Raw genomic sequence first — 25,000 nt, forward strand, 5'->3', positions numbered from 1 at the left:
GATCCTCCGCCCCCGTACACCGAAATCCCCCGCACCCCCTGGAGTTCCCCGTGACCTCTGCCCGCGACAACGACGCCGCACAGCCCGAGATCGTCACCCACACCGTTCAGACTTCGCTGGGCCCGATCTCGGTCAGCGAGGCGGGCGAAGGCCCGGTGCTCGTGATGCTGCACGGCGGCGGACCGGGGGCCGACGGCCTGGCCAACTACCGGCACAACCTTGCCGCGCTCGCCCCGCACCACCGGGTCGTCCTGCCCGACCAGCCGGGCTTCGGCGGCAGCTACCGCCCGACCGAGAACGATCTCGACGCCCGTTCCATCACCGAGATCACCGTCGACGCCGTCCTGCAGGCCCTGGACGCCCTCGGCATCGAGAGCTTCCATCTGCTGGGCAACAGCCTCGGCGGCGCAGCCGCGATCGCCCTCGCCCTCGCGGCCCCCGAGCGGGTCGAGAAGCTGGTGCTGATGGCACCCGGCGGCGGTTGGCTGCCCTTCGGCCCCACCCCCACCGAGGGGCAGAAGGCGATGTTCCGGTATTACAACGGCGAAGGCCCGACGGTGAAGAAGATGCGGGACTTCGTCCGCGTCATGACGGCCGAGCCCAAGCGGTGGGAGGACACCGTCCAGGCCCGCTACGAGGCATCTCTGGACCCGAGCCACATCGAGTTCTACCACCGCTACAACGCGGCGTTCGGCAAGCGGCACGGCATGGACCCGCTCTGGCGCGACGTACACCGGATCAAGGCCCCGACCCTGCTGTTGTGGGGCCGCGACGACCGGACCATAACCCTGGACGGCGCGCAGCTCATGCTCAAGCAGATCCGAGATGTCCAGCTTCATGTCTTCGGCGGCTGCGGCCACTGGGTGCAGCTGGAGCGGCAGGCCGAGTTCGAGCGTCTCGTCACCGACTTCCTCCAGGAGCGCTGAGTCATGGCCGAGTCCGTACCGAACACCGCGACCGCCCCGACCGCGGGCTGGCTCGACGGAGACGTCGCGCTGATCACGGGTGGCGCGAGCGGCCTGGGCCGCGCCATCACGCTGCGCTACCTCGCCGAAGGCGCGTCGGTCGTCGTCCTGGACCGGGACGCCGCGCAGCTCGCGGCCCTGGTCGAGGCCGCGGGCGGGCACGCGGACCGCGTACTGACCGTCACCGGTGACGTACGCTCGACAGAGGATCTGCACGGAGCGGTCGCGGGGGCCGTCGAGCGGTTCGGCAGGCTGGACGTCCTGGTGCCCAATGCCGGGATCTGGGACTACCACCGCAGCCTCACCCGGCTCTCGGGCGGGGAGCTGGCCGAGGCGTTCGACGAGATCTTCTCCGTCAATGTCAAGGGCTATCTGCTCGCCGTGGAAGCGGCCTGGCGGGAGCTGGTCAGGACCAGAGGCAGCATCATCATGACGCTCTCCAATTCCTCCTTCCATACCAACGGCGGGGGCCCGGTCTACACCGCGAGCAAGCACGCCTGTCTCGGCCTGGTCCGCGAGTTCGCCTATGAACTCGCCCCCAAGGTCCGGGTCAATGGCGTCGCCTGCGGCGGTATGCGCACCCAGCTGCGCGGTCCGGAGAGCCTGGGGCTGGAGGAGCGCAGGATCGAGGACTCGTTCGCCCGCGCCGAGGCCGCCGGCGCCCGTCCGCAGGTGCCGCTGTACGAGGCGAGCGTGGAGCCGGAGGACTTCACCGGGACCTACGTCCTGCTGGCTTCCCGCCGCAACAGCGGCAACATCACCGGTGCCGTGGTGCCCGTCGACGGCGGTATCGCCGTTCGCGGATTCCGCAGCGCGGCCGGTGGCACCGACCTCTGAGCCGAGCTCCGAGGCGACACCACCTGTCTCCCCCATCCACGCCCACCTGCCGACAGCCACCGAAGGAGCCGCTCGGGTCATGGTCGACATCAGTCCCGCTGCCGCCGTGCAGCGCAGAGCCCGGTACGACGCAGCCGCCACTGCCCTCGTCTACGAGGGCAGGACCATCACTGCGGGCACCCTCGCCACCACGGTGAGCCGACTGGCCGCGGGCCTCGCGGCACGGGGATTGCGACGTGGCGACCGGGTGGCATATCTGGGGCTCAACAGCGCCACCCTGTTCGAGGCGCTGCTGGCCGCCGGCCATCTCGGCGCGGTGTTCGTGCCGGTCAACCACCGCCTCGCGGCCGACGAGGTGCGGCACATCCTCGCCGACTCCGGCGTCCATACACTGATCGTCGAGGAGAACCACCGCGCGCTGGCCGAGTCGATCCTCGCCGAGATTCCGGTACGTCGGCCCGTCCTCGTCGACACGGACCCCTCGTGCCCGGCCGCACCCGCTCCACCCGCCGTATGGACACTGCTGTCGGAGCTGCTGTCGGCCGACGCGAAGCGGCCGGCCGCGGTGCCGCTGAGCGACGACGACCTGGCCGCTCTGATGTACACGTCGGGAACGACCGGCCGTCCCAAGGGCGTCATGCTCACGCACGGCAATCTGTGGTGGAACGCGGTCAACGTCGACTCCATGGTCGACACCCGCCCCGATGACGTGAACCTGGCCGTCGCCCCGCTGTTCCACATCGGCGGGCTGAACGCCCTCACGTTGCGCACCCTGACCCGTGGCGGCACCGTCGTCGTGCGCCGCGCCTTCGACCCCGCGCAGTGCCTGGCCGACCTGGTGGAGCACCGGGTGACCAGCATCTTCGCAGTGCCTGCCATGTTCGCGGCGCTCGCCCGCGTACCGGGGTTCACCGAGGCGGACCTTTCCGCGCTGCGTGCCGTCATCGTGGCGGGCGCGGCCGTACCGCCGCGGCTCATCGAGGACTACGCGCACACCCACAGGGTCCTGCTCCAGCAGGCGTGGGGCCTCACCGAGACCGCCCCGTTCGCCACCTACCTCCCGGCAGCGCTCACCCTGGAGAAGACCGGTTCGGCAGGGCTTCCCATGCCGTACACGGAGGTGTGCCTGATGGATCCGGAACGGGGCGGTGTCATCGAGCAGCCGGACGTGCGCGGTGAGATCTGCGTCCGCGGGCCCAATGTCGTCAGCGGTTACTGGAACAACCAGACCGCCACCCAGGAGGCCTTCGACGATGCGGGCTGGTTCCACAGCGGCGATGTCGGCTACCGGGACAGGGACGGCCACTACTTCATCGTCGACCGCCTCAAGGACATGATCATCAGCGGTGGGGAGAACATCTACCCCGCCGAGGTCGAGCGGGTACTCAGTGCCTTTCCCGGAATCCTTGAGGTCGCGGTCGTGGGGATACCCGACCCCAAATGGGGAGAGACCGTCGTCGCGGTCCTGGTCTGCGAGGCGGGAGTCGAGCCGTTGCTGGACGAGGTACGTGACTTCGCAAGCCGTCAGCTCGCCCGGTACAAGCTGCCCACCCGTCTGGTGGTCGCCCCGGAACTTCCCCGCAACGCGGGCGGCAAGCTGCTCAAGGGCAGGGTGCGCGACGTCGTCGTCAAGCAGGTCACGGTGGTTTCGGACTAAGGGCTGTCCCGTAAGTGGCGTTGTCCGCCCACTCCCCCTCGTACCCCCGTCGTCGCGGAAGGCCGCCGATGTCCCCCCACACCACGAGTCACGGCCCACAGCCTGTCCCCGCTCTCCCCGGCGCTGTCGGCGCGTGGACCCTGCGACCCGCACCGGCCGCCCCCGTGGAAGGCGGCCTCACTCTCCCTGCCCCCGCTGCCGGCACCGCCCGTGCGTACACGGCGCTGCGCGGCGGGTGCGCTCCCGCGTTCCAGGTGGAGATCCAGCGGGTGCTGAGCCACCCGCTGCGCGGCTGTTACCCGGTGGGTGCCCATGACCTGCTCCTCGCTGTCATTCCGCTCGCCCCGCAGCCCGAGCCGGATGCCGTTGCCCTGCTCGATGCGCTCACCCAGGCCCTCTTCGGCGCCGATCCGCGCTGCCGCCGCGTCATGGCGGCCCCGGACGTCGCGGATGTTCCCGCCTTGGAGCGGTACACAGCCGGGCGCTTCCGTACGGTCGCCGAGGCCGATCTGCACGAACGCACCGTGACTCTGATGGTGGTGGAACCTCCGCAGGTCATGGAGGTCTCCACCGCCTTGGACGACATGCCGCACTGAACCACCGCGCGCACCGAACTGCCGCGCGCCGGACCTTTTTCGTTCAGTCCCCGGCCGCCGCCTGCCCGTTCGCCGACTCCTCCGCGATCCGCTCGTGGTGGCGGATGACCTCCGCCACGATGAAGTTCAGCAGTTTCTCCGCGAAGGCCGGATCCAGATGGGCGCTCTGGGCCAGTTGCCTCAGGCGGGCGATCTGCCGGCTCTCGCGGGCCGGGTCGGCCGGGGGCAGGTGGTGGGCGGCCTTGAGGTGGCCGACCTGCTGGGTGCACTTGAAGCGCTCGGCGAGCATATGGACAACAGCGGCGTCAATGTTGTCGATGCTCTCGCGCAGCCGGTTCAGTTCCGCGCTCACGGACTCGTCGATGTCCTTCGTGGTCATGGTCAGCGAGCTTACGGCCTCACCCACGATTGGCAGCGGGAGAAGGAGCGGGGCCGGGTGCGGAGGCACCCCCGGTTGTGCCCGTCCGGACGGGCACAACCGGGGGTGCTCAGGGCTGATGCGGTGGGGCCGGTCGGGGCGTCAGAGCGTGGCCGCCGCGGAGGCGATGTTGGCGGCGAACGTCGAGACCTCGCTGTACACACCCGGGTAGCCGGGCCGGGCGCAGCCCTGGCCCCAGCTGACGATGCCGACCTGGATCCAGGCGCCGGTGTTGTCCTTGCGGAACATGGGGCCGCCGGAGTCGCCCTGGCAGGTGTCCACGCCGCCCGTGTCGATCAGCCCGGCACAGATCTCCTCGCCGGGGACGAGGTCGCTGCCGTACGCGCCCTGACAGTCGGCGTCGGAGACGAACGGCACGGTGGCCTTCAGCAGATACCGCTGCTGGCTTCCGCCCTCGGTGGCGGCGCCCCAGCCGGCGACGGTGAAGGTGCCGTTGTTGTACGTGGTGTTGGTGGCGATCTTCAGGGTGGGCAGATCGATGGGTTTGGCGAGCTTGATCAGTGCCCAGTCCTTGCCCTTGCCGTTGTAGCCGGGGGCCTGGAGGACCTTGGTGGACTTGACCTTGATCGCGCTGGAGGACTGGAGGTCGACGACGCCCGCGGTGGCGGTGATGGAGGTGTTGTTGCCCGAACCGTTCACACAGTGCGCGGCGGTGAGGACGATGTCCTTGGCGTAGAGAGCGCCGCCACAGCCCATCGACAGCCGGACCATGAACGGGAATTCACCCTGGGCGGCGCGGGTTCCGCCGACAACCGGGTTGGGGGCCGCGGACGCTCCGGCGGGCTGGAGGCTGACGGCCGCGAGGACCACGGCGGCTATGACGGAGCATCTCTTCACGGCGCGCAGAAGCTGCTTCAACGGAGTGCCTTCCTTCGTGGGGGGGGTCTTGTGGGGGGTTGTACGTGGGGGTGCGTGCCCTCGCTCGGGGTCCTGGCCACGGGCAGCGAAGCCCGATTGGTCATGCTCCCGACAAAGACATGGTCGGATTATCGGGAAACAATCACGGCCCCCACAAGGTGAACTTTTCGGCCAAGATCACCCACATCGCTGCGGCTACAGTGGAAACCGGTCGAGCGTCGCGGATGGGGGCGTGAACGTGAGGGACAGCAGCCGGGACAACAGCCAGGACCACGGGCGGGACCACGGCCGGGGCGGCGGAAGTCCGGTCGTCCACGGCTTCCCTCATCTCGACACCGTCCGGTCCGCGATCACGGCGCTGTACCGGAGGCTGTCGTACGACGGTGTCCGCGGTTACGCCACGAGCCTCGCCCCCGCCGACGCCGCCTTCTGCGACCAGGACGATCTGTACCTCGGCGCCCAGCGGGTGGCGCGGGCCATGGTCCAGCATCTGCATCTGCCGGACGCCCGCATGATCGTCGCCTTCCGGACGATGGAACACGCCGCCGGTGTCGAACTCGACGCGGGTTCCGAGTACTTCATCGAACTCAACGACCGCTTCCGCACCCATCGCAGGGACATCGGCGCCGCGCTCTCGCACGAGGTCATGCATGTGCTGCTGCACCGCCTCGGCCTGGAGTTCCCCGGCACGCGCGACAACGAGATCCTCACGGACACCGCGACGACGTACCTGGGCGCGGGCTGGCTGCTGCTGGACGCCTTCCGTGAGGACGCCGTCTCCAGCCAGAAGCTCGGCTATCTCACCCCGGAGGAGTTCGGATACGTCCTCGCCAAGCGGGCGTTCGCCTTCGACGAGGACCCCTCCCCGTGGTTCACGAGTCCGCAGGCGTACACGGCGTACACGAAGGGACGTGACCAGGCCCTCCGCGACTCCCGGCAGCCACCCCTCGCGGCGGCCGGCTGGGCGGGCCGTCACCGCTACGCCAAGGACCGGCGGTATGCCGCGGACCATCCGGGCGCGGAGGCGGCCCCGGGCTCCGACGCCCCGTACGCCTTCGAGAACGGCCCGAAAGGACTCCGGGTCTCCTTCGCCTACCCCACCTGCCACCAGCGCATCCGCGTTCCGGTGCGCGGCCGGGTACGGGCCCGGTGCGGGCTGTGCCGGACGGTCCTGGACTGCAGCACCTGACAGCCTGTCGGCGCGGCGGCCAGGGGGCGTCCGGCAGGCATCGTCGCCCCCTACCTCGCCCCGTACACCGGCTGCGCCGGCTCCGCCTCCGACAGCAGCTTCCGCGCCGCTTCCCCCGCATCCGCCGGGTCCCACCGCGCCCCCCGGTCCGCCGTGGGACCCGGACGCCAGCCCTCCATGACCGTGATCCGGCCGGCCTCCGCCTCGAAGACCCGCCCGGTCACCCCGTCGCACGCGGCCGAGCCGAGCCACACCACCAGCGGGGACACGTTCTCGGGCGCCATCGCGTCGAACTCCCCTTCCCCCGGCGCCGCCATCGTCTCCGCGAACGTCCGCTCGGTCATCCGGGTCCGGGCCGCCGGGGCGATCACGTTGACCTGGACCCCGTACCGCCCCATCTCCGCGGCCGCGACGAGCGTCAGACCCACAATGCCCGCCTTCGCGGCGGAGTAATTGCCCTGTCCCACGCTCCCGAGCAGCCCCGCACCAGAGCTCGTGTTGACCACCCGGGCCACCGGCGTGCGACCCGCCTTCGCCTCGGCCCGCCAGTGCGCGGCCGCGTGCCTCAGTGGCAGGAAATGGCCCTTCAGATGGACCCTCATCACCGCGTCCCAGTCGTCCTCATCCAGATTCACCAGCATCCGGTCGCGCAGGAATCCGGCGTTGTTGACCAGTGTGTCCAGCCTTCCGAAGTTCTCCAGCGCGGCGGTGACCAGCGACGCCGCCCCCTCCGTGGTGGCGATGTCGCCCCCGTGGGCGACCGCTTCGCCGCCCGTCGCCACGATCTCGTCGGCCACCTGCCGGGCCGGACCGGCCGAGCCCCCGTCGCCGTCCGGGCCGACACCGAGGTCGTTGACCACGACCTTCGCCCCCTCGGCGGCGAAGGCGAGCGCGTGGGCGCGGCCGAGCCCGCGCCCGGCACCCGTCACGATCACCACACGGCCCGCGCAGAGCCCCGTGCCGTGTCCGTCACTGCTTGAGGTCATCACACATCTCCTTGTTGGCGATGCGGGGGCAGGCTGCTACCTTCCACACCTAACAAATGTTTGGTGGAAAGGTAGCTGATTCGCCCATGGGTGTCTCCACCGCAAGTCCGGACAAGGGCATCTGCCTCGTCACGGTCGACTACCCGCCCGTCAACGCCCTGCCCGTGCAGGGCTGGTACGACCTCGCCGATGCCCTCCGTGCGGCGGGCCGTGATCCCGGGGTCCGCTGTGTCGTGCTGGCCGCCGCCGGGCGTGGATTCAACGCGGGCGTCGACATCAAGGAGCTGCAGCGCGACACGGGACATGACGCCCTGATCGGCGCCAACCGCGGCTGCTACGAGGCGTTTTCCGCCGTGTACGAGTGCGAGGTCCCGGTCGTCGCCGCGGTGAACGGCTTCTGCCTCGGCGGTGGCATCGGCCTCGTCGGCAACGCGGACGTGATCGTGGCGAGCGACGACGCGACGTTCGGCCTGCCCGAGCTGGACCGGGGGGCGCTCGGCGCCGCCACCCATCTCGCCCGGCTCGTGCCGCAGCACCTGATGCGCGCGCTGTACTACACCTCGCGCACCGTCACGGCCGCCGAGCTGCACGCCCACGGTTCGGTCTGGAAGGTCGTCCCGCGCGCCGGACTCCAGGACGCGGCACTGGAACTGGCGGGCGAGATCGCCCGTAAGGACGGGTATCTGACCCGGCTCGCCAAGGCCGCCATCAACGGCATCGACCCGGTCGACGTCCGCCGCAGCTACCGCTTCGAGCAGGGCTTCACCTTCGAGGCCAACCTCAGCGGAGCCGCCGACCGCGTCCGTAACACCTTCGGCAAGGAGGCATGACGGTGACCGACAAGACCATGACGGCCGACGAGGTCGTCTCCCGGCTCAGCAGCGGTATGACGATCGGCATCGGCGGCTGGGGCTCGCGCCGCAAGCCGATGGCACTGGTCCGGGCGCTGCTCCGTTCCCCGATCACCGATCTCACCGTGGTCGCGTACGGCGGCCCCGACGTCGGGCTGCTCGCCGCCGCCGGCAAGATCCGCAAGTTGGTCGCGGCCTTCGTCACACTCGACTCGATCCCGCTCGAACCCCACTTCAGGGCGGCCCGCCAGCGCGGCGCGTTCGAACTGACGGAGGTCGACGAGGCCATGTTCATGTGGGGGCTGCACGCCGCCGCGAACCGGCTGCCGTTCCTCCCCGTCCGCGCCGGTATCGGTTCGGACGTGATGCGGGTCAACCCGGGCCTGCGTACGGTCAGTTCGCCGTACGCGGACGGCGAGGAGTTCGTCGCGATGCCCGCCCTGCGGATGGACGCGGCGCTGGTCCACATGAACCGCGCCGACCGGCTCGGCAACGGCCAGTACCTGGGCCCCGACCCGTACTTCGACGACCTGTTCTGCGAAGCCGCCGACACTGCGTACGTATCCTGCGAACGCCTCGTGGAGACTGCCGAGTTGACCGAGAAGGCCGCCCCGCAGACCCTCCTCGTCAAGCGGCACTCCGTCACCGGCGTCGTCGAGACCCCGAACGGCGCGCACTTCACCTCCTGCGTCCCCGACCACCCGCGCGACGAGGCGTTCCAGAAGGCCTACGCCACCGCGGCCGCCGCCCCCGACACCTGGGCGGCCTTCAGCGACCGCTTCCTGCCCGCACAGGGCGACGAGAAGAGCTACCAGTTGGCCGTCCAGGCCTGGCACGAGGAGCAGAAGTGAGCAACCGGACCGTGTCCCGGGCCGAGTACTGCGTCGTCGCCTGCGCCGATGCCTGGCGCGGCAACGGGGAGGTGCTCGCCAGCCCGATGGGGCTCATCCCGTCCATCGGCGCCCGGCTCGCCAAGCGCACCTTCTCACCCGATCTGCTGCTCACCGACGGCGAGGCGCTGATCGTCGGCCCGGACGGCACGACGGAGGGCTGGCTGCCGTACCGCCAGCACCTCACCATGGTCACCGGCGGCAGGCGTCACGTGATGATGGGGGCGAGCCAGATCGACCGGTTCGGCAACCAGAACATCTCCTGCATCGGCGACTGGGAACAGCCCGCCCGCCAGCTCCTGGGCGTACGCGGCGCCCCGGTCAACACCCTGAACAACCCGGTCAGTTACTGGGTTCCCAAGCACTCCACCCGGGTCTTCGTCGAGCACGTCGACATGATCTGCGGGGTCGGTTACGACAGCGCCGCGGCGGCCGGTCCGTCGGCGACCCGCTACCACCGGATCCCGCGCGTCGTCACCGATCTCGGCGTCCTCGACTTCGCGACCCCGGACCGTTCGATGCGCCTCGCCTCGGTGCACCCGGGCGTCACCGCCGACGAGATCCGCGAGGCCACCGGCTTCGCACTCACGATCGCGGACGACGTCCCGTACACCCGGGAACCGACCGCCGAGGAGCTGGGCCTGATCCGCGAGGTCATCGACCCGAACAGCACCCGGAACCGCGAGGTCAGGATCTGATGCGGACCGCACTCACGGAACTCGTCGGCGTCCGTCACCCCATCGTCCAGACCGGCATGGGCTGGGTCGCGGGCCCCCGCCTGGTCTCCGCAACGGCCCGCGCCGGCGCGCTCGGCATCCTGGCCTCCGCGACAATGACCACGGAGCAGCTGCGGGCAGCCGTGCGGGAGGTCAAGTCCCGTACGGACGAACCGTTCGGCGTCAATCTGCGCGCCGACGCCGGGGATGCGCGCGAACGGGTACGGATCATCGTCGACGAGGGCGTGAAGGTGGCGTCCTTCGCGCTGGCCCCTTCGAAGGAGCTCATCGCCGAGCTGAAGGACGCGGGTGTGGTGGTGATCCCGTCGGCAGGTGCCCGGCGCCATGCCGAGAAGGTCGCGGCGTGGGGCGCGGACGCGGTGATCGTGCAGGGCGGCGAGGGCGGCGGGCACACGGGTGATGTGGCAACCTCCGTGCTGCTGCCCCAGGTTGTCGACGCGGTGGATATTCCGGTGATCGCGGCGGGAGGCTTCCACGACGGCCGGGGCCTGGTCGCCGCTCTGGCATACGGGGCGGCGGGCATCGCGATGGGTACGCGGTTTCTGCTGACGTCGGACTCGACCGTGCCGGACACGGTGAAGGCCCGCTACCTGGCGGCGGGCGTCAAGGACATCACGGTCACCACGGCGGTGGACGGGCTCCCGCACCGGATGCTGCGTACGGAGATGGTCGCCGCGCTGGAGAACGCGGGCCGGGCCCGGGCATTGGCCCAGGCGGTGCGCAGGGCGGCGGGATTCAAGCGGATCTCCGGGATCGGCTGGTCCCGGATGGTGCGCGACGGTCTCGCGATGAAACACGGCAGGGACCTGTCCTGGAGCCAGGTCCTGCTGGCCGCCAACACCCCGATGCTTCTGAAGGCGTCCATGGTCGACGGCCGCACGGATCTGGGCGTGATGGCATCGGGCCAGGTGGCGGGCCTGATCAAGGACCTGCCCAGCTGTGCGGAGCTGGTGGAGCGGGTGATGGAGGAGGCCTGTGCGGCGCTGGGCACGGTGTCGGGCGCGTTGAGCCCGCCCGACGCATAGCGACCTCGCCCACGATTGTCAGTGGGAGAAGGAGCGGTGTCTGGGGCCTTCGAATCCAAGGCGGAGGAGGGAGTCGACGCGGAGCGTCGGGGACTGACGACAACGCCGGAGGCGGAGGTCCCAGACACCGCGACGCCACTGCCAATCGTGGGCGAGGTCGTAAGGAGCACGCAGCGGTGACCGGACGAATCCGGTCACCGCACGTCGTCCGTATCGCTACGCGGCCCTGCGGCCACGCCCCGCCGCTGCGCCACCGCGTCCGGCCCCGGCACCGGAACGCCCGGCCCCGGCACCGCGCGCCTCGCCATTGCCACGGCGGGTACCGGCACCGGAACCGGCGCCACGGGCGGAGGAACCCCCCGTACTCCGGCCTTCACCGCCGCCGCCCTGCTGGGCACCACCGCGCCGGCCCCGCCCTCGGCTGCCCGAGCGGAAGCCCGGGCCACCGGCCGCGGCCCCGCCGGACCGCGTGCGCGGCTTCGGCGGCGCAGGCTGCGGGACCTCGATGACGATCGCGATGCCGGACGGCTCACGGGCCCCGGTGATCCGGGTGAGTTCCTCGTCGCCGGACTTGATCCGGGTGGTCCGCGGAGCGATGCCCGCATCGGCCATCAGCCGGGTCATCTCCCGCTTCTCCTCGGGCAGCACCAGGGTGACGACACTGCCGGACTCCCCGGCACGCGCCGTGCGTCCGCCGCGGTGGAGGTAGTCCTTGTGGTCGGTCGGCGGGTCCACGTTCACCACCAGGTCGAGGTCGTCGACATGGATGCCGCGCGCCGCCACATTCGTCGCGACGAGCGCGGTGACCTGGCCGTTCTTGAACTGGTCCAGCGTCCGGTTGCGCTGCGGCTGCGAACGCCCGCCGTGCAGGGCGGCAGCCCGTACACCGCTGGCGAGCAGCCGCTTGGCGAAGCGGTCGGCGGCACGCTTGGTGTCCACGAACATGATCACCCGGCCGTCGCGGGCGGCGATCCTGGTGGCGACCGCCTTCTTGTCGGTCTCGTCGGCCACGTGCAGCACATGGTGCTCCATGGTGGTGACCGCGCCCGCGGACGGGTCGACCGAGTGCACGACGGGGTCGGTCAGGAACATCTTGACCAGCCGGTCGATGTTCTTGTCGAGCGTCGCGGAGAAGAGCATCCGCTGACCGTCCGGCTCGACCTGCTTGAGCAGGGCGACGACCTGCGGCATGAAGCCCATGTCGGCCATCTGGTCGGCCTCGTCGAGGACGGTGATGGCGACCTGGTCGAGGCGGCAGTCGCCGCGCTCGATGAGGTCCTTCAGCCGGCCGGGCGTGGCGACGAGCACCTCGGCGCCGCGGCGCAGCGTGGCGGACTGCCTGGTGATCGACATGCCGCCGACGACGGTGGCCAGTCGCAGGTGCACGGACGTCGCATACGGCGTCAGCGCGTCGGTGACCTGCTGGGCGAGCTCACGGGTCGGGACGAGGACCAGTGCGAGCGGGGCGCGCGGCTCGGCGCGCCGTCCGCCGGTGCGGGCCAGCAGGGCGAGGCCGAAGGCGAGGGTCTTGCCGGAGCCGGTGCGGCCGCGGCCGAGGATGTCCCGGCCGGCGAGCGAGTTCGGCAGGGTGGCGCCCTGGATCGGGAACGGATCGGTGACGCCCTGCGCGGCAAGGGTCTTCAGCAGGGCGGCGGGCATGTCCAGCTCGGCGAACGCCTCGACTGCGGGCAGTGCGGGGGTCATGGTTTCGGGCAGGGCGAATTCGCCCTGCGGCGGCGTGGCCCTGCGACGGGGCGACGCCTTGCCGGATCCCTTGCCGGAACCCTTGGCGGTTGCCTTTGCCGGGGCCGCGCCGCGCCCCCTCGACGGGCGGTTGCGGGCGGGTCGGTCCTGGCGTTCGGAGCGGGTCATACGGAATTGCCCTCCTGGGGGATTCCTGAGGATTGCTTGGGATTCCTGGGAACTGCGGGGGACTTGCTGGGGGGGGAGCGCTGCGGGACGGCGCGCTTCGTCGCCATGTCCCCGGGACAGCACAAGCCGGGACCCGCACCTTCACGGTGCGGGCCCCGGCTGCGAGGTACGCGTCCGGCAATCAGGCCGGGACGATGTTCTCCGCCTGCGGGCCCTTCTGGCCCTGCGTGACGTCGAAGGAGACCTTCTGGCCCTCCTGGAGCTCACGGAAGCCCGAGGTGGCGATGTTGGAGTAGTGGGCGAAGACGTCGGCGCCGCCGCCGTCCTGCTCGATGAAGCCGAAGCCCTTTTCCGAGTTGAACCACTTCACGGTTCCAGTAGCCATGTCATTCTCCTAAAAGAGGTGCAGTGCCGGAAATCCGCACTTTACGAATTCCAAGTCGCCGCATTGAGCCCCATCCGGAGAAAGCCGGAAAACAATAATGCGCCTGAGGAAGCATTCCCGTCAGGCGCACATAAAGTTCATGGGTACCAAAACTGCAACTGGGCAACCGTAGCACGTCCTGCCGACCGGTGGTGGAACACGCCACGCCGCCGGCCGGCAGATTTTTGCCCGGTGCCCTTGGGACAACCGGCCCGGAGCGAGCTCGGAACTCTGCCGGAACTTCTCCCGGAGCCCTGCCGGAACGGTTCGGTGACCTGGTCAGGGGCCGGGGCGGAGGTCAGAGCCGTTCGATGATCGTCACGTTCGCCTGGCCGCCGCCCTCACACATGGTCTGCAGCCCGTAGCGGCCGCCGGTGCGCTCCAGCTCGTGCAGCAGCGTCGTCATCAATTTTGTACCGGTTGCGCCGAGCGGGTGACCCAGGGCGATCGCGCCGCCGTTGACGTTGACCTTGTCGGGGTCGGCTCCGGTCTCTTTCAACCAGGCCAGGACGACCGGGGCGAATGCCTCGTTGATCTCGACCAAATCAATGTCGTCGATGGTCATTCCGGTCTTTTTGAGCGCGTACGCCGTGGCCGGGATCGGCGCCGAAAGCATGCGGATCGGGTCCTCGCCGCGCACCGACAGGTGGTGGATGCGGGCGCGCGGGGTGAGACCGTGCTCGGCCACGGCGCGCTCGGAGGCGATGAGCATGGCGGCGGCCCCGTCGGAGACCTGCGAGGAGCAGGCGGCGGTGATGGTGCCGCCGTCCAGGACCGGTTTGAGGCCCGCCATCTTCTCCAGGGTGGTGTCGCGGCGCGGCCCCTCGTCGGTGGTGACGTCACCGTAGGCGACGGTCTCCCGCGCGAAGCGGCCCTCGTCGATGGCGCGGATCGCACGCCGGTGGGAGCGGAGGGCGAACTCCTCCATGTCCGTGCGGCTGATGCCCCACTTCTCGGCGATCAGCTGGGCGCCGTGGAACTGGTTGACCGGTGCGTCGCCGTACCGGGCGCGCCAGCCCTCGCTGCCGGCGTACGGGCCTCCCGTCAGGCCGAGGGGCTCGGCGGCCTGGCGGGAGGCGAAAGCGATCGGGATCTGCGTCATGTTCTGGGTGCCGCCCGCGACGACGAGGTCCTGGGTGCCGGACAGGACGCCCTGGGCGGCGAAGTGCACGGCCTGCTGGGAGGAGCCGCACTGGCGGTCGACGGTGACGCCGGGGACCTCCTCGGGCAGACCGGCCGCCAGCCAGCAGGTCCGGGCGATGTCACCGGCCTGCGGTCCGACGGTGTCGAGGCAGCCGAAGACCACGTCCTCGACGGCCGCCGGGTCGATTCCGGTCCGCTCGACGAGGGCCTTGATGACATGGGCGCCGAGGTCGGCGGGGTGGACCGAGCCGAGCCCTCCCTTGCGCCGGCCGACCGGAGTGCGTACCGCTTCGACGATGTATGCCTCGGCCATGACTTCTGCTCCTCAGTGAGCTCGGGTGGGGTCAGGTGTCGAGGGCGATGCCGTCCAGAACCATCGAGAGGTACTGGCGGGCGATCTCCTCGGGGCTGTGCTGTCCGCCCGGCCGGTACCAGGACGCCGCGACCCACACGGTGTCGCGGACGAAGCGGTAGGTGAGGCGGATGTCGAGGTCGGCGCGGAAGGTCTTGTCGGCGACACCGCGTTCCAGCGTGCCGAGCCAGGCCTTCTCGAACTTCCGCTGGGAGTCGACGAGGTACTGGAAGCGCGGCTGGGTTGCCAGGTGCTTGGACTCCTTCTGATAGATGGCGACGGCGGCGCGGTGCCGGTCGATCTCCCGGAAGGACTCGGTGACGAGGGCCTCGATGGTCTCCCGGGGTCCGAGTCCGGCGGCGAGCACCGCGTCGTACCTCTCCCAGAGTTCGGTGAGGAAGGCCGAGAGGATCTCGTCGATCATCGATTCCTTGGAATCGAAGTGGTAGTAGAGGCTGCCCGCGAGCATCCCGGCCGCGTCCGCGATCTTGCGGACGGTGGTGGCGTTGTATCCCTGCGCGGCGAACACCTCGGCGGCGGTGGCGAGCAGTTCGCGGCGACGCTCGGGTGAGGGGGTCGCCTGGGGCTTCTTCTTGGTAGGCACCCGCCCATTCTCCGTCCGGCCGTCCTCCCGTCAGGCATGCCTGTTGCTGACGGAGACGACCTCGCCCGTCATGTACGAGGAGTAGCCGCTGGCGAGGAAGACGATGACGTTGGCGATCTCCCACGGCTCGGCGTAGCGGCCGAATGCCTCCTTCTCGGTCAGTTCGTCGAGGAGTTCGGCGGAGGTGACCTTCACCAGGTGCGGGTGCATGGCGAGGCTGGGAGCGACGGCGTTGACGCGTACGCCGTACTCGGCGGCCTCGATCGCGGCGCACCGGGTGAGCGCCATGACGCCCGCCTTGGCCGCGGCGTAGTGGGCCTGGCCGCTCTGGGCGCGCCAGCCGACGACGGAGGCGTTGTTGACGACGATGCCGCCGCGGCCCGCCGCCTTGAGCGAGCGCAGGGCGGCCCGGGTGCAGCGGAAAGTGCCGTTCAGGGTGACATCGAGGACCTTGGTCCATTGCTCGTCGGTCATCTCGGTGAGTTCGGCGGTGCCGCCGAGGCCGGCGTTGTTGACGACGATGTCGAGGCCGCCGTGGACCTGCTCGGCGAGCGCGAAGAGTGCCTGGACCTGGGTCTCGTCGGTGACGTCGCAGGGCAGTGACGAGACATGGTCCGCGCCGAACTCCTCGGCGAACGCCTGCTCGGTCTCCTTCAGCCGGCGGGCGTGTGCGTCGCCGATGACGATGCGGGCACCCTCCTCGAGGAATTTACGGGCGGTGGCGCCGCCGATTCCGGCGCCCGCGGCTGCGGTGACGACGGCGGTGCGGCCGGCCAGCAGACCGTGTCCGGGTACGTACTGCGGTGCGCTCATGCCCGCGCCTCCTCGGTCTCGGCCCGCGGTTCCTCGACGGTGCTCATGCTCGTACGTTAACCTACCAAACACTTGTTAGGGAAGGATGAGCCGATGCCCGCTGTCCACGACACATCTGCCGGTGACCTCCAGTCCGATCCCGTGCTGTACGAACGCCGGGGCCCGGTCGCGTACGTGACTTTGAACCGCCCGCGCTACCGCAACGCCCAGAACTCGGCGATGACCTACGCCCTGGACGACGCGTTCTACCGGGCCGCCGAGGACTCCGAGGTCAAGGTGGTCGTACTGGCGGGCGCCGGGGAGCACTTCTCCGCGGGCCACGACATCGGCACGCCCGGACGCGATGCGCATCTGCCCTTCGAACGCAGGGCCGGTCTGTGGTGGGACCACTCCGACAAGACCGGCGCGGAGAGCCGCTTCGCCCGTGAGTCGGAGGTCTATCTCGGCATGTGCAGACGCTGGCGCGAGCTGCCGAAGCCGGTTGTCGCCTCCGTCCAGGGGGCATGTGTGGCCGGCGGGCTGATGCTCGCCTGGATCTGCGATCTGATCGTGGCGAGCGAGGACGCCTTCTTCGCCGATCCGGTGGTGCGGATGGGCATCCCCGGCGTCGAGTACTTCGCACACCCCTGGGTGATGCCGCCCCGGATCGCGAAGGAGTTCCTGTTCACCGGCGACCGGATGAGCGCCCGCCGGGCGTACGAGGTCGGCATGGTGAACAAGGTGGTGGAACGCGGCGAACTCGCCGAACGGACCCATGAACTGGCGTTGCGGATCGCCGGAATGCCACGGCTGGGGCTGGCGCTCACCAAGCGGGCGGTCAACCAGGCCGAGGACCTTCAGGGGCTGCACACCGGCATGGACTCGGCCTTCGGGCTGCACCACCTCGCCCATGCGCACAACGCGGAGACGGCGGCCGACCCGCTCGGCGGCATGGACATCGCCTCGATGAAGAAGGCGGGCGCCTGATGGATCTGTCGTGCACGGCCGAGGAGGAGGCGTTCCGGGCCGAGGCGCGGCAGTGGCTGCGGGCCAACGTACCCGCCGAGCCACTGCCGTCGCTGGAGACCGCCGAGGGCTTCGCCGCGCACCGGGAGTGGGAGGCACGGCTGCACGCGGACCGCTGGTCGGTCGTCTCCTGGCCGGCCGAGTACGGCGGCCGGGGTGCCGACATCTTCCGGTGGCTGATGTTCGAGGAGGAGTACTACGCGGCGGGCGGCCCCGGCAGGGTCTCGCAGAACGGCATCAGCCTTCTCGCCCCGACTCTCTTCGACCACGCCACGGACGAGCAGCGGGCCCGGGTGCTGCCGTCGATGGCGAGCGGCGAGGTGATCTGGGCGCAGGCCTGGTCCGAGCCGGAGTCGGGCTCGGACCTCGCGTCGCTGCGCTCGCGAGCGGTACGCACGGACGGCGGCTGGCTGCTCTCGGGACAGAAGACCTGGTCCTCGCGGGCCGCGTTCGCGGACCGGGCGTTCGGCATCTTCCGTACGGATCCCGAGGCCGCGAAGCCGCACCACGGGCTGACGTATCTGATGTTCGACCTGTCGGCGCCGGGGGTGTCGGTCCGGCCGATCGGGCGCCTCGACGGCAAGCCCGCCTTCGCCGAACTGTTCCTGGACGAGGTGTTCGTACCGGACGAGGACATCATCGGGGAGCCCGGACAGGGCTGGCGTATCGCCATGTCGACAACGGGCAACGAGCGTGGACTGACGCTCCGCTCCCCCGGCCGCTTCCTGGCCGCCGCGGACCGGCTGGCCGAGCTGTGGCGCACCCACGGCGACCCCTGCGACACGGCGCTGCGGGACCGGGTGGCGGACGCGGCGATCGGAGCGCGCGCGTATCAGCTCTTCACCTGCACCAATGCCTCGCGCTTCGCGGCGGGGGCGGACATCGGCGCGGAGTCCAGCCTGAACAAGGTGTTCTGGTCCGAGTACGACATCGCGCTGCACGAGACGGCGCTCGATCTGCTGGGGCCGGACGCGGAGCTGGCGGAGTCCGAGTGGGCCGAGGGGTACGTCTTCTCCCTCGCGGGCCCCATCTACGCCGGTACGAACGAGATCCAGCGCGACATCATCGCCGAGCGGCTGCTCGGCCTGCCGAAGGGACGGCGCTGATGCGTTTCCTCCTCGACGACGAGCAGCGGGAGTTCGCCCGCTCGCTGGACACGATGCTGACCGCTTCGGACACTCCTGCGGTGGTACGCGCCTGGGCCGCCGGTGACCATGGACCGGGCCGGAACCTGTGGGCGCGGCTGGCGCAGGCGGGGGTGTTCGCCCTCGCGGTACCGGAGGCGTACGAGGGTGTCGGGCCCCTGCCGGTCGAACTCGCGGTCGCCTTCATCGAGTTGGGGCGGCATGCGGTGCCGGGGCCGGTGGTGGAGACGGTCGCGGCCGGGGTGCTGCTGGAAGGTGTGGGCGGCGCGGTGGCCAAGGAGTGGCTGCCGCGACTGGCGTCCGGTGCGGCATCGGCGACGCTCCGGACGGACGAATACGGGCCCTATGCGCTGGACGCGGATGCCGTGGACGCCGTGTTCACGGTGACCGGTGACGAGCTGTGGCTCTCGCCCGGACCCGGCGCGCTCAGCGTGTCGTCCGACCCGGCCCGACGGCTGTGGCGCCGCGAACCGGGCGGAGAGCTGCTCGCGTCCGGGCCCAGGGTGGCGGAGTCGGCGGCGCGGGCCGCCCGGTGGGCGGCGTTCGCGACGGCGGCGCAGGCGCTCGGCACGGGCGAGGCACTGCTGCGGGCCACGGTCGGGTATGTGAAGCAGCGCACCCAGTTCGGTACGGCCATCGGCTCCTTCCAGGCGGTCAAGCACCGGCTCGCGGACACCCTGATCGGGCTGGAGTTCGCCCGCCCGCTGCTGTACGGGGCAGCCCTCGCCCTCGCCGAGGACGCGCCGGGCTCCGGTGCCGAGGTGGCGGCGGCCAAGGTGGCGGCGGGCGAGGCCGCGTACGCGGCGGCACGGACGGCACTGCAGTTGCACGGTGCGGTGGGGTACACGCAGGAGCTGGACCTGTCGCTGTGGCTGCGCAAGGCACGCCCCCTGCGGAATGCGTGGGGAACGCCGGGGGCGTGCCGGGCGCTGGTGCTGGCAGGAACAAGCCCGCTCGGCGCCTCAGCCACCGTCCACCTGGGCTCACGGTAGGCGTACAGCACAGGCCGGCGGCCGTGTCACGGGACGGACACAGCCACCGGCGCGGGGATGGTCGAAGGAGGGTCGGACGGCAGCGGTTTCGCCGCCCCTGCGGGTGCGACGGTGGCCGGCCCTGTGCCTGGCCGGGTGCGCTATTCCTGCGCGGGGCGGCCGAGCTGGCGCACGGTCCATCCGGCCATGCGCCAGCTGTCGGCGTGGAGGAGGTTGCGGAGGTCCACAAGGACCGGGCTGGCGACCAGGGTTGCGAGGGCCTTGGGGTCGGCGTCGCGGAACTGCGGCCATTCGGTGGCGAGCACGATCAGCTCGGCACCCATGGCGGAATCGTTCAGGTCTTCGGTGTAGTCGAGTTCGGGGCTGCGCCGCAGTGCGGCGGTGACGGCGTGGGGGTCATGGACGGTGACGGCCGCGCCACGCTGGTGCATGAGGGTGGCGATGGCCAGAGCCGGGGATTCGCGTACGTCATCGGTGCCGGCCTTGAAAGAGGCGCCCCAAACGGTGATGCGGACGCCGTCGACCGGTCGGCCGAGGGTCTTCTCGATGAGCGCCAGTGTGGCGGCGGGACGAGACTCGTTGACCTGCTCGGCGGACCGTAGCAGGGTGGCGGCGTCGAGGGCGCCGAGGGCCTGAGCGGAGGCGGTGAAGGCGCGCACGTCCTTGGGCAGGCAGCCGCCGCCGTAGCCGGGCCCGGCGTTGAGGCCGCCGCGACCGATGCGTGGATCGACACCGATGGCTTCGGTGAGCTGATGGACATCAGCACCGGCGGCAGCGCACATGTCAGCGACGCCGTTGATGAAGGAGATTTTCATGCCGAGGTAGGCGTTGGCGGCGCCCTTGATGAGTTCGGCGGTGGTGGGGTCGGTGACAAAAAGCGGGACCTGGTCGCGGAGGAGGGGTGCGTAGACCTGCCGTACGACGTCTTCGGCGTGTGGGGAGGGCACGCCGACGACGATGCGGTCGGGGCGCAAGGTGTCTTCGATGGCGTGACCTTCGCGGAGGAACTCCGGGTTCCAGACGACCTCGACGTCTTCCCCTGCGGGCGAGAGCCGGTCCAGGAGCGCTGCGAGGTCGCGGGTGGTGCCGACGGTAACCGTGGACTTGCCGACGATGACGGTGGGGCGGTTCAGGTACGGGGCGAGGGCGCGCGCGGCGCCGAAGACCTGGCCGGTGTCATAGCTACGGCCGTCGGCGTCGATCGGCGTGCCGACCGCGAGGAAGTGAACGTCGGCGAAGGCGGCAGCCTCGGCAAGGTCGGTGGTGAATCGAAGCTGTCCGGACGCGGTGTGGGTGGCCAGAAGTTCGGGCAGGCCCTCCTCGTAGATGGGGCACTCACCGGCGTTCAACCGGTCGATCTTCGACTGGTCGAGGTCCACGCCGATAACTTCGTGGCCGATCTCGGCCATCGCCGCAGCGTGCGGGATGCCCAGATGACCGCAGCCGATGACGGATACGCGCATGGCACCGACGCCCCTTTCCTTCTTGCCGCCCGGTTGGTCCGGGTCGGTCGCGGCGCCACGCTAGCGCCCGCAACCGGCCCGGACCTCATCGTGCAGGTGAATCAACCAGCATGGATTTTCAGCAGGTTGACGAGTTCCGGCAGAGCATGGGCAGCTGTGGCGCGGCACACCCGGTCCCCATCCTGTGGCCCTTCCAGCAGGTATGGCATGAACGTGCCGTCGTGCCAGAAGCCCTCGGGGTCCAAATAGACGATCTCCATGCCGCGCTCACGGGCCCGGGCCTGGACCTTCCGGCGGTCGGCATGCAGCCCGATGACAAGGAGAGCCTTGGCACCGTCGATGAACTCCACGTCGGGTACGGCCTGGTCGTAGCGGCGCATGAAGCACTCGTCGAGGCCGGCGCGGGCGGCCAGGACGTCGAAGTTGTTGGTGATGACCGGCCCGACGAGGTGGCCGGTGTCCTGGAGTTCCTTCAGCGCCCACATGGCCGGGGTCGGCTCGGCAAGGAAGCAGGCACGGAACATTTCGACGAACTCCGCTGTCTTCTCCTCCGGCTCGGTCAGCACCTCCCGCAGCAGCGGGTCGTCGGCCGGGGAGAGGGTGAAGCGGTGCTCGCGCGGCTCGTGGCCTTGGCGGTCGGTGACCCGGTAGATCTCATGAAGCCGATGCAGCGGTGGGATGCCTGCTTCAACGGAGATGCCGCAGCCGATCTCTACCTGGAAGGGCAGGAAGTCGGCCAGGACGGACAGGTCGGGAATCACAGTGGGCTTGCCGGCCCGATCCTTGGTGCGGATGCCGGTGGAGAGCACGCTCCACGGGAGTTGCGGGACCGAGGGCGGAGGTGAGTAGGTGGCTGAGGTGATCTGGACATCGACGGTCCGGTAGTTCGGTGGGAGGGTGCGCCCGGCTGCGGCATCCTGCGGGTGTGTGTCGTACGGGGTGATCCGGCACTTCAGGTCGCGGCGCATCCACAGCCCTCCGCCGGGGCACTCCTTCCAGCCACCGACCGCGAGCGAGGCCCGGAGGCTGTCGTGGTGGGTGGCAATCTCCTCGGCCGGTGCGGTCGCGGAGTGGTAGAGGTACAGGTCTGTCAGCCCGATTGCCGGGGCAGCTGTAGTCGGCACGAGGCCGTACCGATAGCGGTAGTGGATGATGCGTCGGCGCGCATCGTCCCTGGTGGACCAGCCGGACTGCCGGGCGGTCGCTTGCTCCTGAGTTCGGCGCCAGACGCCCTCCTCAATGTAGCGGGGCCGGTCGGCATCGCCGAAGTGTGTCTTCCACACCCACTGCTGATCGGGGTCGAGCTGGTCGATGACGATGTACGGGATGTCCATGGTGTTCCTCCCTGTGGCGTGGTCCACCTCCAGGCAGGGCTGGCGGACCCGTCGTGTTGTGCGACGCGTACTGCTGTGAGTGCCGTCCCGACGGTGCTCCGAGCCGCTGGCCTGCCGGGCGGCTCTGCACTGCGGGTGGACAGGCGTGCGCGGGTCGCTCCACCGGCGCGGCACGTCGAAGCCTGGCTGCTCTGGCATGCCTACGCGGGGATGAAGCCGGCCGCACACCGGAGCGTTCTAAATGCGGGGCTCGCAGGTCTCCGGCCTGGATATCGGCGTAGGCCGTTCGACCGACAGCAGGTGGGCCGCTTGGTGCCGCAAGGCCCAGGAAGGGCCGGCGAGACCGAGCAGTGCGAGAACGGCCAGGGCCACGCTGCTGGCGGAGTCGCTACGTTCTGCGGCGACTCGGCGGCCCATGCGGTGTTGGCCGGATCGCGTCACGGCGAGTCTCCGAGCGAGCGCTCACGCTTGGCGAGGATGCGCTCGGTCTGGGCATTCAGCCTCTCCATGTCGGCCGACGTCAGGATCAGCACCGACTCACTGCTGCTGCCGTCTTCGTGGTGCACTCGGATGGCCAGTGAGCCCTGGCTGGCGCGTTGGTCGTAGACCGCGTCGCGGGGCAGCAGAGTGGCATGGGTGACTTTGGCAGGCACGGGCCGCAGGGTCGTGCCGTCGGCGGGCGTGGACCATACTTCGCCTCCGCTCGGTGGGCGGAGGTGGTAGGTGTTCGCGCCGTCGCGGGGGAGGAGCACGACAACGCCGACGCGGCCCCCTTTGGCGGTGTCGGCAGCGAGGTCGCCGAGCTGGGGGTAGAAGGGGGCCGCCGTGCCTAACCCGGCCCCCTGCGACGGCAAATGGGGAGTTGGTCGTCCTGTCATGCCTCGAAGCTAGAGATGAGGCAGCGGGCGAATATGAACCGGAGGAATACGACCTCTATCCATCCAGGTGGAAGCGGGCGGACATGCGCCGCAACTTCTCGCGCGTGACGGCCCGTTCGGCATAGACGATGCTGCGCAGTGTCGAGCGTGCGATGGGATGGTTGCGGACAAGTTGTGGCGCGATCCGCTCCGCGGTCTCCAGCTCGCCGAGCGCCTTGTCCCGGTTTCCGTCCCATAGCCAGGCGCGCGCAACGTCCATGTGGTGGTGGCCCTGGCGGGAGTTGGGCAGCGCGCCGACCAGCTCCGGGCTGGTGCGCCGGTTTATCTCCAGGGCCTTGCTCTGCTGACCCATCTCCAGGGCCACACTGATTGCGTGGATCTGCACGTTCCCGGCCGAGAAGGTCAGCGAGTGCCGGTCGTAGACCGGCGCCCCCGTATAGATGTCCATCTGCGCGGCGGCGTCCTTCGCGTGTCCGATCCGGTCCTCGGCCTCGATACTCCGCCCGGCCCGTGCTGCTGATACGGCGGCGCGTAGCTGAAGCGTTCCCCAGGCGCGTACGGCCAATGGATCACCGTGCTCGTACGCCTGTTGCACCGTCCCGATCGCCTTGTCCGAGAGCGTCAACGCATCGGCCCAGTCGGCGGTGGCCCACATGTCCCACACCCGCATCCAATCCGCGACCGCCGGCAACACCGGATCCCCGGACAGACGGGCAGACCAGGCGGCTCGCTCGCAGGCCATCGCGACCAGTTCCGGGTGGCCGAGCGCGTGGGCGGCGGTGTGCGCGAACTTGCAGCACACCGCGTAGACCGCGTACGCCTCTTCCCGCTCGTGACCGTCGGAGACCTCTGCCAGAGCCCGGGCTTCGCGAAAGAGATCCGGCAACACACGGAGGATGGCGGTGTTGGACGCTGTGTCCCGCAGCCGGTGCAGGCGCGTTACCTCCCGCCACAGTTGCGGCGCGGGCCTCGGCACCCCGTCGAACACGGGAGTGAGGTCGTACCGGCGCAACTCCCGCAGGATCGACGAAGCCGCGACCTGCCACTGGTTGTCGTCGGGGGAGCTCGCGTACGGGCGGCCGATCAGGTCGTTCGGGTGGATGTGCAGCTCGGCGGCCACCTGGTTGAGCAGCCCGACCCGGTCCAGCTCGATCAGACCGCGCTCCATCTTCGACACCCAGCCCTGAGACTTACCGAGAGCAGCGGCCAGGTCCGCCTGCGGCATCCCGAGCCGCAGCCTTGCCCTCCGTGCACGACGACCGATCTCCTCGGCTTCCTCCAGCATCAGGGCACCTCCCAGGCGCCGGACGAACCACGGTGCGCTGGGCGTTACCGGTTCGTCCGTACAGAGTTCGTCCACAGCACGGTACCGACCTGGACGGTGGCCGGGTCACTCCGTAGCGAAAATGGGGCGGCTGGGGGTGGCAAATGCTGGCGGACACCCTGATCGGGCTGGAGTTCGCCCGCCCGCTGCTGTACGGGGCGGCCCTCGCCCTCGCCAAGGACGCGCCGGGCTCCGGTGCCGAGGTGGCGGCGGCCAAGGTGGCGGCAGGCAAGGCCGGGTACGCGGCGGCACGGACGGCACTGCAGTTGCACGGCGCGGTGGGGTACACGCAGGAGCTGGACCTGTCGCTGTGGCTGCGCAAGGCACGCCCCCTGCGGGATGCGTGGGGAACGCCGGCGGCATGCCGGGCGCTGGTTCTCGCCGACGGGCCGGCCGCGTCTGCCGCCCGGCCCCGTGTGTGTTGTGTGTGCAGGAGGTTTCGCTCATTGACTGCTCCCCTCCCTGAAGGAAGGGGATTCCCTCCTTCGGGGCTGAGTGGGGATTTCTAGCTCACGCTGCCTGGCCAGGCAGCGCCTGGTCAGGTCTTCCACGATCAGCACCAGCCGGGTCCAGACCAGCCCGGACAAGCATCACACCTGCGGAGTTCTTGTCCCTCGGGGA

At 70.1% G+C, this 25,000-nt stretch carries 24 protein-coding genes and 2 pseudogenes; 13 read left to right on the forward strand and 13 right to left on the reverse strand.

Going from position 1 to position 25,000, the window contains the following annotated elements; all coding sequences use genetic code 11:
• Positions 1 to 50 precede the first annotated feature (50 nt).
• The 4 genes from ACH4EW_RS24015 to ACH4EW_RS24030 all read left to right on the forward strand — a co-directional run bounded on the left by ACH4EW_RS24015 (position 51) and on the right by ACH4EW_RS24030 (position 4,055).
• Positions 51 to 926, forward strand: a complete 876-nt coding sequence (locus ACH4EW_RS24015) for an alpha/beta fold hydrolase (protein WP_398260075.1) — start codon at positions 51 to 53, stop codon at positions 924 to 926.
• A 3-nt stretch (positions 927 to 929) separates the two neighbouring features.
• A complete protein-coding gene (hcaB, locus tag ACH4EW_RS24020; protein WP_398260077.1) occupies positions 930 to 1,802 on the forward strand; it encodes a 3-(cis-5,6-dihydroxycyclohexa-1,3-dien-1-yl)propanoate dehydrogenase in 873 nt (290 codons plus the stop codon).
• A gap of 79 nt (positions 1,803 to 1,881) precedes the next feature.
• Positions 1,882 to 3,459: a long-chain fatty acid--CoA ligase gene (locus tag ACH4EW_RS24025; RefSeq protein WP_398260079.1), complete on the forward strand. Its 1,578-nt coding sequence runs from the start codon at positions 1,882 to 1,884 to the stop codon at positions 3,457 to 3,459.
• Between the two features lie 68 nt (positions 3,460 to 3,527).
• Complete coding sequence (locus ACH4EW_RS24030) at positions 3,528 to 4,055, forward strand: GNAT family N-acetyltransferase (RefSeq protein WP_398260081.1); 528 nt, start codon at positions 3,528 to 3,530, stop codon at positions 4,053 to 4,055.
• 43 nt (positions 4,056 to 4,098) lie between these two features.
• Here ACH4EW_RS24030 and ACH4EW_RS24035 read toward each other — a convergent pair whose 3' ends face one another.
• Positions 4,099 to 4,434, reverse strand: a complete 336-nt coding sequence (locus tag ACH4EW_RS24035) for a chorismate mutase (RefSeq protein ID WP_398260083.1) — start codon at positions 4,432 to 4,434, stop codon at positions 4,099 to 4,101.
• A 141-nt stretch (positions 4,435 to 4,575) separates the two neighbouring features.
• Positions 4,576 to 5,352, reverse strand: coding sequence for a S1 family peptidase (locus ACH4EW_RS24040; RefSeq protein WP_398260085.1), 777 nt, complete (start codon positions 5,350 to 5,352; stop codon positions 4,576 to 4,578).
• Positions 5,353 to 5,590: 238 nt separating this feature from the next.
• Between ACH4EW_RS24040 and ACH4EW_RS24045 the strand changes: the two genes are divergently transcribed.
• Positions 5,591 to 6,541 (forward strand): hypothetical protein, encoded by a 951-nt coding sequence (locus ACH4EW_RS24045; protein ID WP_398260133.1) that lies wholly within the window; start codon positions 5,591 to 5,593, stop codon positions 6,539 to 6,541.
• Between the two features lie 50 nt (positions 6,542 to 6,591).
• Here ACH4EW_RS24045 and ACH4EW_RS24050 read toward each other — a convergent pair whose 3' ends face one another.
• Positions 6,592 to 7,527: an SDR family oxidoreductase gene (locus tag ACH4EW_RS24050; RefSeq protein WP_398260087.1), complete on the reverse strand. Its 936-nt coding sequence runs from the start codon at positions 7,525 to 7,527 to the stop codon at positions 6,592 to 6,594.
• Between the two features lie 86 nt (positions 7,528 to 7,613).
• Between ACH4EW_RS24050 and ACH4EW_RS24055 the strand changes: the two genes are divergently transcribed.
• Genes ACH4EW_RS24055 through ACH4EW_RS24070 form a run of 4 tightly spaced genes read left to right on the forward strand, consistent with a single transcriptional unit; the run spans position 7,614 to position 11,030 of the window.
• The gene (locus ACH4EW_RS24055; protein WP_398260089.1) at positions 7,614 to 8,357 is read left to right on the forward strand and encodes an enoyl-CoA hydratase family protein; all 744 of its coding nucleotides are present in this window, start codon (positions 7,614 to 7,616) and stop codon (positions 8,355 to 8,357) included.
• Complete coding sequence (locus ACH4EW_RS24060) at positions 8,354 to 9,229, forward strand: CoA transferase subunit A (protein ID WP_398260091.1); 876 nt, start codon at positions 8,354 to 8,356, stop codon at positions 9,227 to 9,229. Before ACH4EW_RS24055 ends, ACH4EW_RS24060 begins: the two co-directional genes overlap by 4 nt.
• Positions 9,226 to 9,966 (forward strand): CoA-transferase subunit beta, encoded by a 741-nt coding sequence (locus ACH4EW_RS24065; RefSeq protein WP_398260093.1) that lies wholly within the window; start codon positions 9,226 to 9,228, stop codon positions 9,964 to 9,966. The genes ACH4EW_RS24060 and ACH4EW_RS24065 overlap by 4 nt, the downstream gene beginning before the upstream one ends.
• On the forward strand, positions 9,966 to 11,030 hold the full coding sequence (locus ACH4EW_RS24070) for an NAD(P)H-dependent flavin oxidoreductase (RefSeq protein WP_398260095.1): 1,065 nt from the start codon (positions 9,966 to 9,968) through the stop codon (positions 11,028 to 11,030). Before ACH4EW_RS24065 ends, ACH4EW_RS24070 begins: the two co-directional genes overlap by 1 nt.
• A 216-nt stretch (positions 11,031 to 11,246) precedes the next feature.
• Here ACH4EW_RS24070 and ACH4EW_RS24075 read toward each other — a convergent pair whose 3' ends face one another.
• From ACH4EW_RS24075 to ACH4EW_RS24095, 5 genes are all read right to left on the reverse strand, one after another.
• Positions 11,247 to 12,902 (reverse strand): DEAD/DEAH box helicase, encoded by a 1,656-nt coding sequence (locus ACH4EW_RS24075; protein ID WP_398260097.1) that lies wholly within the window; start codon positions 12,900 to 12,902, stop codon positions 11,247 to 11,249.
• A 181-nt stretch (positions 12,903 to 13,083) separates the two neighbouring features.
• Positions 13,084 to 13,287 carry a cold-shock protein gene (locus tag ACH4EW_RS24080; RefSeq protein ID WP_003969786.1) on the reverse strand — a complete coding sequence of 68 codons (204 nt, stop codon included), beginning with the start codon at positions 13,285 to 13,287 and terminating at the stop codon, positions 13,084 to 13,086.
• Positions 13,288 to 13,624: 337 nt separating this feature from the next.
• On the reverse strand, positions 13,625 to 14,782 hold the full coding sequence (locus ACH4EW_RS24085) for an acetyl-CoA C-acetyltransferase (protein ID WP_398260099.1): 1,158 nt from the start codon (positions 14,780 to 14,782) through the stop codon (positions 13,625 to 13,627).
• Between the two features lie 31 nt (positions 14,783 to 14,813).
• A complete protein-coding gene (locus tag ACH4EW_RS24090; protein ID WP_398260101.1) occupies positions 14,814 to 15,425 on the reverse strand; it encodes a TetR/AcrR family transcriptional regulator in 612 nt (203 codons plus the stop codon).
• A 30-nt stretch (positions 15,426 to 15,455) separates the two neighbouring features.
• Entirely contained in the window at positions 15,456 to 16,238 is a 783-nt protein-coding gene (locus ACH4EW_RS24095; RefSeq protein ID WP_398260103.1) for an SDR family oxidoreductase, read from the reverse strand.
• A gap of 93 nt (positions 16,239 to 16,331) precedes the next feature.
• Between ACH4EW_RS24095 and ACH4EW_RS24100 the strand changes: the two genes are divergently transcribed.
• From ACH4EW_RS24100 to ACH4EW_RS24110, 3 genes are read left to right on the forward strand one after another with little or no spacing between them, the layout of a single operon-like run.
• Positions 16,332 to 17,204 carry an enoyl-CoA hydratase gene (locus ACH4EW_RS24100; RefSeq protein ID WP_398260105.1) on the forward strand — a complete coding sequence of 291 codons (873 nt, stop codon included), beginning with the start codon at positions 16,332 to 16,334 and terminating at the stop codon, positions 17,202 to 17,204.
• On the forward strand, positions 17,204 to 18,349 hold the full coding sequence (locus tag ACH4EW_RS24105) for an acyl-CoA dehydrogenase family protein (protein ID WP_398260107.1): 1,146 nt from the start codon (positions 17,204 to 17,206) through the stop codon (positions 18,347 to 18,349). Before ACH4EW_RS24100 ends, ACH4EW_RS24105 begins: the two co-directional genes overlap by 1 nt.
• The gene (locus ACH4EW_RS24110; RefSeq protein WP_398260109.1) at positions 18,349 to 19,380 is read left to right on the forward strand and encodes an acyl-CoA dehydrogenase family protein; all 1,032 of its coding nucleotides are present in this window, start codon (positions 18,349 to 18,351) and stop codon (positions 19,378 to 19,380) included. Before ACH4EW_RS24105 ends, ACH4EW_RS24110 begins: the two co-directional genes overlap by 1 nt.
• Before the next feature lie 140 nt (positions 19,381 to 19,520).
• Here the strand turns inward: ACH4EW_RS24110 and ACH4EW_RS24115 are convergent, their stop codons facing one another.
• The 4 genes from ACH4EW_RS24115 to ACH4EW_RS24130 form a co-directional block, all read right to left on the reverse strand.
• Positions 19,521 to 20,843 carry a UDP-glucose dehydrogenase family protein gene (locus ACH4EW_RS24115; protein WP_398260111.1) on the reverse strand — a complete coding sequence of 441 codons (1,323 nt, stop codon included), beginning with the start codon at positions 20,841 to 20,843 and terminating at the stop codon, positions 19,521 to 19,523.
• Positions 20,844 to 20,944: 101 nt separating this feature from the next.
• Positions 20,945 to 22,177: a hypothetical protein gene (locus ACH4EW_RS24120; protein ID WP_398260113.1), complete on the reverse strand. Its 1,233-nt coding sequence runs from the start codon at positions 22,175 to 22,177 to the stop codon at positions 20,945 to 20,947.
• 437 nt (positions 22,178 to 22,614) lie between these two features.
• Complete coding sequence (locus tag ACH4EW_RS24125) at positions 22,615 to 23,055, reverse strand: hypothetical protein (protein ID WP_398260115.1); 441 nt, start codon at positions 23,053 to 23,055, stop codon at positions 22,615 to 22,617.
• 55 nt (positions 23,056 to 23,110) lie between these two features.
• Positions 23,111 to 24,340: a helix-turn-helix domain-containing protein gene (locus tag ACH4EW_RS24130; protein ID WP_398260117.1), complete on the reverse strand. Its 1,230-nt coding sequence runs from the start codon at positions 24,338 to 24,340 to the stop codon at positions 23,111 to 23,113.
• A 146-nt stretch (positions 24,341 to 24,486) separates the two neighbouring features.
• Between ACH4EW_RS24130 and ACH4EW_RS24135 the strand changes: the two are divergent.
• Positions 24,487 to 24,762, forward strand: a pseudogene (locus ACH4EW_RS24135) (acyl-CoA dehydrogenase family protein); the annotation flags it as partial.
• 127 nt (positions 24,763 to 24,889) lie between these two features.
• On the opposite strand, the pseudogene ACH4EW_RS24140 reads toward ACH4EW_RS24135, so the two are convergent.
• Positions 24,890 to 25,000 (reverse strand): annotated as a pseudogene (locus ACH4EW_RS24140) (RNA-guided endonuclease TnpB family protein); the annotation flags it as partial.

The sequence above is a fragment of the Streptomyces sp. NPDC018000 genome (assembly GCF_044328025.1).
Lineage (GTDB): Bacteria > Actinomycetota > Actinomycetes > Streptomycetales > Streptomycetaceae > Streptomyces.